We start from the raw sequence: 543 nt of genomic DNA on the forward strand, positions 1-543 counted from the left end.
GGCCCGGTCGCCACCACGATTGAGGCGGTGGCGGTGGGTGCGCCCCGAGGAGGCCGGGATCGGGGCGACCCCGGCCAGGTGCGCGAACGCCGCTTCGGAGCGCATGCGCTCGGGGTTGTCGCCGGCCGAGGCCAGCAGCTGGCCGGCGGTCTCGGGGCCGACGCCGAACAGCTCCAGCAGTGCGGGGGCGGCCTGCTTCACCAGCGGCCCGATCTCGCAGTCCAGCTCGGCGATCTCCTCGTCCAGCGCCTGGTGACGGCGGGCGAGCCGCCGCAGCGAGGCCCTCGTTGCCGCCAGCGGCCGGGACAGGTCATTGCCGGGCCGCAGCCGGGCCAGGGTGCGTATCAGTACGGACCGGTCCAGCCCGGCGACCTGCTCGCGCAGCATCGCGGGGGCCGCCACCAGCAGGCCGCGGATCTGGTTCATCGCCTGGGTGCGGGCCTTGACCGCGCTGCGGCGGGCGATCCGCAGGACGCGGACCGCCTCGACGACGCCGTCCCGGCTCTTGGGGATCCCGGTGGCCCGGCCGGACAGCACGGCCGT

1 protein-coding gene is annotated in these 543 nt (G+C 76.2%); it reads right to left on the reverse strand.

From position 1 onward, the window contains the following. On the reverse strand, positions 1-543 hold a 543-nt coding region (locus ACFP2V_RS38490), incomplete at both ends, for a transposase (RefSeq protein ID WP_381221384.1).

Origin of the sequence: Streptomyces incanus (assembly GCF_042656345.1) — a bacterium.
GTDB lineage: Bacteria > Actinomycetota > Actinomycetes > Streptomycetales > Streptomycetaceae > Streptomyces > Streptomyces incanus.